5 protein-coding genes are annotated in these 5456 nt (G+C 68.8%); 2 read left to right on the top strand and 3 right to left on the bottom strand.

Features of this window, described 5'->3' with window-relative positions:
• Both INE98_RS09275 and pepN read right to left on the bottom strand, forming a co-directional pair.
• On the bottom strand, positions 1 to 1282 hold a 1282-nt coding region (locus INE98_RS09275; RefSeq protein WP_293538441.1), incomplete at its 3' end, for a histidine kinase dimerization/phospho-acceptor domain-containing protein.
• 103 nt (positions 1283 to 1385) lie between these two features.
• Positions 1386 to 4004, bottom strand: coding sequence for an aminopeptidase N (gene pepN, locus INE98_RS09270; RefSeq protein WP_293538440.1), 2619 nt, complete (start codon positions 4002 to 4004; stop codon positions 1386 to 1388).
• Positions 4005 to 4114: 110 nt separating this feature from the next.
• Between pepN and INE98_RS09265 the strand changes: the two genes are divergently transcribed.
• Positions 4115 to 4486, top strand: coding sequence for an EthD domain-containing protein (locus tag INE98_RS09265; protein WP_293538439.1), 372 nt, complete (start codon positions 4115 to 4117; stop codon positions 4484 to 4486).
• Positions 4487 to 4677: 191 nt separating this feature from the next.
• Complete coding sequence (locus INE98_RS09260) at positions 4678 to 4824, top strand: lmo0937 family membrane protein (protein WP_293538438.1); 147 nt, start codon at positions 4678 to 4680, stop codon at positions 4822 to 4824.
• A gap of 74 nt (positions 4825 to 4898) precedes the next feature.
• Here INE98_RS09260 and INE98_RS09255 read toward each other — a convergent pair.
• Positions 4899 to 5456, bottom strand: a 558-nt coding sequence (locus tag INE98_RS09255; RefSeq protein WP_293538437.1) for a DsbA family protein, incomplete at its 5' end; no start/stop codon positions are given.

Here is a 5456-nt window from a genome sequence, read left to right as displayed (position 1 = left end):
TGGTCTTGGATTGCTGGCTTTCCACCTGCTCGAAGGGCGCCGCCAGGCGAGGCAGGTCTGCAGGGTCGATCCCGATGCCCGTGTCCTGGACAGTCAGCCGCACACCGTCCCTCTCTTCCCGGACTCGGATGGAGACCCGTCCGCCCGCCGGCGTGAACTTCACCGCGTTGGACAGCAGGTTGAGAAGGATCTGCTTCACGGCCCGGGCGTCAGCTTCGACCGCCGGCAGGTTTTCGGCGACATCGGCGAAGAGCATCAGGCCAGCCGAATCGGCCCGGTTGCGGACCAGTCGGAGGGTCTCCTCGGCCAACGGGCCTACATCAAGCAATTCGCGGAAGAGCGTCATCTTCCCCGCCTCGATCTTGGACATGTCGAGCACGTCGTTGATCAGGGCCAGAAGATGCTGGCCGGAGGTCAGGATGTCGTTCACGTACCCCTTGTACGGGGCGGAGCCCAGCGGTCCGAAGAGTTCCTGCGTCATGATCTCGGAGAAGCCGATGATCGCGTTCAGGGGTGTACGGAGCTCGTGGCTCATGTTGGCGAGGAACTCGCTCTTGGCCCGGTTTGCCTCAACGGCGCGAAGCTTCTCGGTCTCGTACTTCCGGGCAAGTTCCGACAGCTGGGTCTGGCTGCCTTCAAGCCGGCTTATGGCGTCGCGGAGGGTCTCCTCGTCACGGCTGCGCTCCGCCTCGCGAAGCTTCAGGGCGGTGATGTCCACCGCGGTCATGACAAGGCCGCCCGATGGGGTGCGGCGCTCGTGTGTCTGAGCCCATCGTCCGTCGCGGAACTCGATCTCACGCACGCCCGGGGCGGCGTTGTCAGGTTTCAGCGACTGACGGATCGCCTGGCGCGTGAGCCGCGCGAACTCGGTGTGCGGAGACGCCGGCTGGAGGGCCTCCGCCTCAAATCCGAACATCCGCGCAAAGGCCGGATTGGCCGCCACCAGCCTGCCCTGCGCGTCCCAGCAGGCGAAGGCCGAGGCCATCACCTGGAGGGCTTCGATCAGGGACTCCGGAGGCGCTTCCCCCTGAGGTTCACCCTCGGCGGTGCGCTTCCTCCGGCTCCGGCGGCCCAGCCAGAGGCCGCCTGCGCCTGTCAGGGCGCCCAGCGGGGCCGCCATGAGCAGAAGGCCCGACCAGGCGGGTGCTGCATCGCGGAAGGTCAGGACAAGTCCGGTCGCCAGGCCCGCAGAGGTGAGCGCTCCCAGGACCAGGGGCCCGGCCGCCGCTCCGGCGAGAAGGGGCGGCCGCTCTGTCCTACCGAAATCGCTGACTGCCGACACAGGCGGGCTCCTCGGGCAGGCGGCGACCTCGCCGCCCCGACTCACTCCATCAGCACGAAGAAGGTGAACAGTTTCCCAACGCGGACCGTCACGCCTGTGGAATTCAGCCCTCCAGCGCCCGCACGACCAGCTCGACGACGTTGCGCGAGAGTCCCGGCGTCGCGGCGATCCGCTCCAGCTCAGCCTTCATCAGCGCCCCGAGGTCGGCGCGATAGCGGCGCCAGGCGCCCAGCGGCTCCACCAGGCGCGCCGCCGTCATGGGGTTGAACCGGTCCACCGCCAGGATCTGGTCGGCCAGGAAGCGGTAGCCCGAACCGTCCTCGGCGTGGAACCGGGCCGGGTTGGCCGTCGCGAAGGTCGCGACGAGGGCTCTCAGGCGGTTGGGCACCGTGGCGTCGAAGTCCGGGTGCGCGGTCAGGGCGATGACCCGGGCCAGGGCGTCAGGCGAGGAATCGCGGGCCTGCACGGCGAACCACTTGTCCATGACCAGGGCCTCGTCCTTCCAGCGGTCGCGGAAGTCTTCGAGGGCGGTGGCGAAGACCCCGCCGCCGATCGACATCAGGGCGTTCAGGCCGCCGATCGCGTCCGTCATGTTGGTCGCGGCGCGATAGTGTCCTTCGGCAAGGGAGGTGACCTCTGCGCAGGGCCGGGCGGCCAGGGCCTCGAGCGCGGCGTTGCGCAGGGCGCGCCGCCCAGCGCTGGCTGCGTCAGGCGAGAACTCGGCGCCATCCTGCAGGCCCAGGTGCAGGCGCTTCAGGGTTTCCTCCAGGTGGACGGCCAGCCGCAGGCGAAGAGCCTGGCGGGCCGCGTGGATGGCCGCCGGGTCGGCGGGCGGCCGGGCGACGGCCAGGTCGGATTCCGTGGGCAGGGCCAGGAGCAGGGCCTTGAAGGCGGGCTCCGAGGCCTGGTCGTTCAGCGCCCGGCCCATGGCCTCGGCGAAGCGCTCCTCGCCCACCTCGTCCGGTGCGCCGCCGGCTCGGGCCAGGATCAGGTCCCGCGCCACCTCCTGACCCGCCTCCCAGCGGTTGAAGAGGTCGGGGTCGCCCGCCAGCTGGACATAGCGGTCGCCGGGCCTCGCCTCGACGCTCAGCTCCACCGGCGCCGAGAAACCCCGCAGGGCCGAGACAATGGGACGCGAGGTCACCCCGGACAGGGTGAGCCGGGTCTCCTCGCCCTCCAGCACCACCAGGGTCTCGTCCAGGGCCTCGCCGTCGCGGGTGAAGGCCATCGTCCGGCCCTCGGCGTCCAGAAGGCCCAGGCGGACGGGAACGGGCAGGGCGCGCTTGTCGGCCTGGCCCGGGGTGGCCGGCGTCCTCTGGGTCAGGGGGATCTCCAGCTCGCCCGTCTCCGGCGTCCATCGCGAAGCCAGCCGCACCCGCGGGGTGCCCGCCTGCTCGTACCAGGCGAAGAAGGCGGAAAGGTCCCGGCCCGAGACCTCGGCGAAGCAGGCGATGAAGGCCTCCACCGTGGTGGCGTGGCCATCCCAGCGCTCGAAATAGAGGTCCATCCCCTTCCGGAAGGTCTCGGCCCCGATCAGGGCCTTGAGCATCCGGATCACCTCGGCGCCCTTCTCGTAGATGGTCGCCGTATAGAAGTTATCGATCTTCAGGTAGCTGGACGGGCGGACCGGGTGGGCCAGGGGGCCCTGGTCCTCGGCGAACTGACGGGCCCTCAGGGCCTTCACGTCCTTGATCCTCTGCACCGCCTCGCCGCGCATGTCGGCCGAGAAGCTCTGGTCGCGGAAGACGGTCAGGCCCTCCTTCAGGCACAGCTGGAACCAGTCCCGGCAGGTGATCCGGTTGCCTGTCCAGTTGTGGAAGTACTCGTGCGCCACCACGCTCTCGATGCGCTCGTAGTCCAGGTCCGTCGCCGTTTCGGGGTCCGCCAGCAGCAGGGACGAATTGAAGATGTTGAGGCCCTTGTTCTCCATGGCCCCGAAGTTGAAGTCGCGCACGGCGACGATCATGAACAGGTCCAGGTCGTACTCGCGGCCAAAGGCCTCCTCGTCCCAGCGCATGGACCGCTTCAGGGCGTCCATGGCGTAGGCCGCCCGGGCCGACATGCCCGGGTCCACAAAGACCTTCAGCTCCACCTTGCGGCCGCTGGCGGTGACGAAGCTGTCGGCCAGCTCGTCCAGCTCCCCGGCCACCAGGGCGAAGAGGTAGCAGGGCTTGGGGAAGGGGTCGTTCCAGACCGCATAGCGCCGTCCGTCGGTTCCTCGCCCGGTCTCCACCAGGTTGCCGTTGGACAACAGGCGCGGCCAGGCGTCGTCCGCCGTCATGCGCACAGTGAACCGGGCCAGGACGTCCGGCCGGTCGGGATACCAGGTGATCGTACGGAAACCCTCGGCCTCGCACTGGGTGCAGAACCGGCCTCCCGACATGTAGAGCCCCTCCAGGGCCTTGTTGGCCGCCGGGTTGATCTCGACCTCGGTCTCGAGGACGAAGGCGTCCGGGACGCCCGGGATGGTCAGACTGTGGGCGTCGGTCGCGTATTCGCCAGCGGCCAGGACCCGGCCGTCGATAGCGATGGACAGGGTCTTCAGCCGCTCGCCGTCCAGCTTCAGGGGCGCGCCTGCGGCGCCGTTCCTGCGCAGGGACAGCCGGGCCTTCACCCGGGTCGCCTCGGGCTGCAGGTCGAAGTCCAGGTGGACCTCGTCGACGAGGAATGCGGGCGGCGTGTAATCGGCCAGGCGGATCGGGGCGGGGGTCTCGGTGCGCATGTCCCCGATTTAGGCCATCCCGGCGGCGAGGGGGAGGGGCCGGGGCGCGGGAAGGACTCGCCAATCGCCTCCCGGCCGTCTGAAATGGCGGGGCAAACCGGAGCCCGCCCATGATCAAGCTGACCTTCGCCCTCGTCCGCCTGCCTCACCTGACCCGCGAGCAGTTCCAGGACTACTGGCTTCATACCCACGGCCCCCTGGTGGCCAGCGTGAAGGACGTCTTGCGCATCCGCCGCTATGTCCAGCTGCACTCCATGGAAGAGACAGTCAGCGACGGCATCCGCGGCCCCCGCAACGCCCCGCCCCAGTTCGATGGGGTGGCCCAGCTCTGGTACGACAGCCTGGAGGATCTCGCGGCCCTGGCCGGCGACCCCGCCGCCCGCGAGGCCGGCCGCCTGCTGCTGGAGGACGAACGGAAGTTCATCGATCTGCCGAAGAGCCCCCTCTGGTGGGGCGAGGAAAAGGTGATCATCGGCGGTTGAGGGCGTTCAGCGGGGCGCGGCCGGCGTCCTGTCCATTCTGACCCCCTCTCCCGCTCGGAGGCGCGATTACCGGCACACGGGAGGGTTGAATTTTGATTGATCGCAAACACTCACTACGCAATCGGCGCCACGATTGATTTAGGGAGTGCTTTCTCCCTCGCCTGCGGTCCGTGACCGCCAAAGAGAAACACATGCTTTACGCAATTGCAGTGATCCTGATCGTGCTATGGCTTGTGGGAGTCGTTTCTGCCTACACACTGGGCGGCTTCATTCATATTCTTCTGGTCATCGCCGTTATTTCCATTCTGCTTCGCGTCATACAGAATAGGCGGATCTGACGGGCCGGAGCCGCCGGAAGACGAACCAGACGATCAGCCCTCCGACAGGCAAGGGGTCAATGGCGGTTCGGCTTTCACCCGTTCGCCGGCAGCCCCTCCAACCAGGCCTTGAGGATCGCCACGACCTGATCGCCAGGATTGTAGCCCCGGGTGACGACGCCGTAGGTCCCCTCCGGGCCGGGACCCGCCACCAGGGTAGGGAAGCCGGTCACGCCGGCGCGCTGCGAGACGCCGTAGTCAGCCCAGGTCTCGTGTTTCAGATCATCGGTCTCGAAGTCCGCCAGGAAGGTGTCGGGCGCCACGCCGTAGTCGGCGGCCAGCTCGGCCAGCACCTCGGGGCGGGTGATGTTGCGGTCCTCGGCGTAGAAGGCCCTCTGCAGGCGGCCGAGGTAGGCGATGGCGCCCTCGGGGTTGTCGCGCCGCACCCGCACCACGGCCCGGGCGGCGGGGTCGGTGTCATAGAGGAAGCCAGGTTCATCCAGCACGGCGCCGCCGAAGGGCAGGCCTGTGGCCTCGGTGATGTGGGTCCAGTGGCCGCGCAGGCTGTCCCTGGCCTCCGCGGTCATGGGGGTCTCGGTCCCAGGGCGCAGGCCGCCCATGACGAGCCGCACGGGCAGGGCCCGGCCGAAGGC

The organism is Phenylobacterium sp. (assembly GCF_020253645.1).
Classification (GTDB): domain Bacteria; phylum Pseudomonadota; class Alphaproteobacteria; order Caulobacterales; family Caulobacteraceae; genus Phenylobacterium.
The sequence above is the reverse complement of the archived record's forward strand: the minus strand, read 5'-3'. Positions and strand labels throughout refer to the sequence as shown.

What these genes read in the sequence shown, in the direction of transcription:
- INE98_RS09260 (WP_293538438.1), top strand. Translation starts at nt 4,678, where the DNA reads ATGCTTTACGCAATTGCAGTGATCCTGATCGTGCTATGGCTTGTGGGA.
- INE98_RS09265 (WP_293538439.1), top strand. Translation starts at nt 4,115, where the DNA reads ATGATCAAGCTGACCTTCGCCCTCGTCCGCCTGCCTCACCTGACCCGC.
- pepN (WP_293538440.1), bottom strand. Translation starts at nt 4,004, where the DNA reads ATGCGCACCGAGACCCCCGCCCCGATCCGCCTGGCCGATTACACGCCG.